Source organism: Arthrobacter sp. NPDC056493 (assembly GCF_042795115.1).
Classification (GTDB): domain Bacteria; phylum Actinomycetota; class Actinomycetes; order Actinomycetales; family Micrococcaceae; genus Arthrobacter.
The window spans coordinates 12,943-15,182 of record NZ_JBHTSL010000045.1 but is presented as its reverse complement, the minus strand read 5'-3'; the positions used below and the strand labels follow the sequence as shown (position 1 = coordinate 15,182).

The window sequence follows — 2,240 nt, the reverse complement described above, 5'->3', positions numbered from 1 at the left end:
GTCTGTTGTTTAAACGACACCGCCGCCGAGCCCCACCTGGGTGAGCTCGTTGAGTTTGCGGGCGAAGACCGGGGGGCCCCGCCGGGCCTGCAGGAGTTCTTCCTGCAGGCCCGGGTCGGTGGCGAGGTCGTGCCGGGCGGCCATCAGGCCTCCTTGACCACGCGGTTGGTCAGCTGGCCCAGGCCCTCGATGGTGGTGACCAGGACCTGGCCTTCCTGCAGGTAGCGCTTGGGGTCCTGGGCGTGGCCCACGCCGCCGGGGGTGCCGGTGGCGATCACATCGCCGGGGTTCAGCGTGATGATTGTGGAGATGTAGGCGACCAGGAACTCCGGGGTGAAGACGAGGTCGCCTGTGGGGGTGCTCTGCTGGACCTCGCCGTCGACGGCCGAGGTCATCAGCGGCCCAACGGTGAACTCGTCCTTGGTGACCAGGGCCGGGCCGAACGGGGTGGAGTTTTCCCAGGTCTTGCCCTGCAGCCATTGCACGGTGCGGAACTGGTAGTCGCGCATGCTGATGTCGTTCAGGACCGAGTAGCCGGCGATGTGGTTCGCGGCGTCGGCTTCGCTGATCCGCCGGCCCTTCTTGCCGATGACGACGGCGAGCTCGGCTTCCCAGTCCACCGTGTCGGATTCCTGCGGCAGTGCCAGGTCGTCGTTCGGGCCGATCAGGGACTCCCGGTACTTGGCGAACAGCGTGGGATGGTCCGGGATTTCCCGGCCCATCTCCTTGATGTGGTTCCGGTAGTTGTGGCCCACGCAGATGATCTTGCCCGGGGAAGGCACGACGGCGGCCAGGTCGGCGCCGTCGAGCGCGTGCGTTGCGCCGTTGGCCGCCTTCGCCTTTTCTTCCCAGTTATCGCTGCGGAGCAGCTCGCCGACGTCGGCGAAGCCGTCGATCTCCGTCAGGGTGCCGCCGTCCTGGCGGACTGCCACGGTTCCATCAGCAGTGCGGAGGGTGAGGAGTCTCATTTACTTGCGTCCTTCGGTGTAGGTGCGGCTGAAGTTCAGCCGTTCAAAGATGGGGGCGTCGCTGAAGCGGAACAGGTCGAACTCGCTGTCTGCTTCGAGGGACCATTCCTGCCAGGACGGGACCACGAACAGGTCGCCCTTGGCCAGTTCCTTGCGTTCGCCGTTGAGCAGGACGCTGCCGGTGCCTTCGAAGACCTGCCAGACGCTGGAGCCGACCTCGCGGAGGGGCTCGGTGGTGGCGCCGGCGCGGAGCCGGTGGAATTCGGCGCGGATGGTGGGCATCACGTCCCCGCCCGTGGTGGGGTTGGAGTACCGGATCGCTGCGTGGCCCTGGGAGACGGTGGCCGGGTGGCCCTCGTCCTCGAGCAGCAGCTGCTCGCGCAGTGCCCGGTCGGTGTATTCCCAGCGGTACGCGGCGATGGGGGAGTTGGTCGTGTTGTCCAGGCCGGACAGCGGGCGCAGGCCGGGGTGGGCCCAGAGCCGCTCGGAACGCGAAATGTCCGGGGTGGCCTCGTCGGTGACGCGCTCGGTGCCGAACTCGAAGAACCCGGCGTCGGCGTAGTGCACGAACGGGATATCCAGGCCGTCGATCCACGCCATCGGCTGGTCGGTGTCGTTGTGGTGGCCGTGGAAATTCCAGCCGGGAGTCAGCAGGAAGTCGCCGCGGCGCATCGCCACCGGGTCCCCGTTCACCACTGTCCAGACCCCTTCGCCCTCGACGACGAACCGGAAGGCGTTTTGGGAGTGGCGGTGTTCCGGCGCGGTTTCGTGCGCGCCAAGGTACTGGATCGCGGCCCACAGCGTCGGCGTCGCGTACGGGGTACCGGCAAGGCCGGGGTTGGCAAGGGCGATGGCCCGCCGCTCGCCGCCCCGCCCGACCGGGACCAGGTCACCGGCGCGGGCAGCCAGGGGGTAGAGGTCGCTCCAGCGCCACACATGGGGCCGGGCCTTGGGCGAGGGAACCATCGGCATCAGGTCACCGATCTCGGTCCACAGGGGGATCAGGTTCTCCTGCGCGAAGTCGCGGTACAGCTGCTCCAGCTGCAGGGCCTCCTCCGGCGTGGGCTCCGGGACCACCTGGGCGGCGGCAACTGATTCGTGGGTCGTGGTCCCGGCGCTGATGGACACGGCGGCCTCCTCGGTGGGTATGGATGAAGTCTGGGCGTAGTACCGAGATTAGGGACAGCGTGTTTGTGAACCACAGCATATTCTGGCAGGCAGAATTCCGTGGCCCAACTGGCTCGCAGTTGGTGTAGGTGTGATCGGCCAAAA

Annotated in this window: 3 protein-coding genes; all 3 read right to left on the bottom strand. The window is 67.5% G+C overall.

Going from position 1 to position 2,240, the window contains the following annotated elements; genetic code table 11:
- Window positions 1–9: 9 nt before the first annotated feature.
- From ACFQ50_RS17025 to ACFQ50_RS17015, 3 genes are read right to left on the bottom strand one after another with little or no spacing between them, the layout of a single operon-like run.
- Window positions 10–144, bottom strand: coding sequence for a hypothetical protein (locus tag ACFQ50_RS17025; RefSeq protein ID WP_377996823.1), 135 nt, complete (start codon window positions 142–144; stop codon window positions 10–12).
- Window positions 144–968, bottom strand: coding sequence for a fumarylacetoacetate hydrolase family protein (locus ACFQ50_RS17020; RefSeq protein WP_377996822.1), 825 nt, complete (start codon window positions 966–968; stop codon window positions 144–146). Before ACFQ50_RS17020 ends, ACFQ50_RS17025 begins: the two co-directional genes overlap by 1 nt.
- On the bottom strand, window positions 969–2,096 hold the full coding sequence (locus ACFQ50_RS17015) for a cupin domain-containing protein (protein ID WP_377996821.1): 1,128 nt from the start codon (window positions 2,094–2,096) through the stop codon (window positions 969–971).
- Window positions 2,097–2,240: the final 144 nt, after the last annotated feature.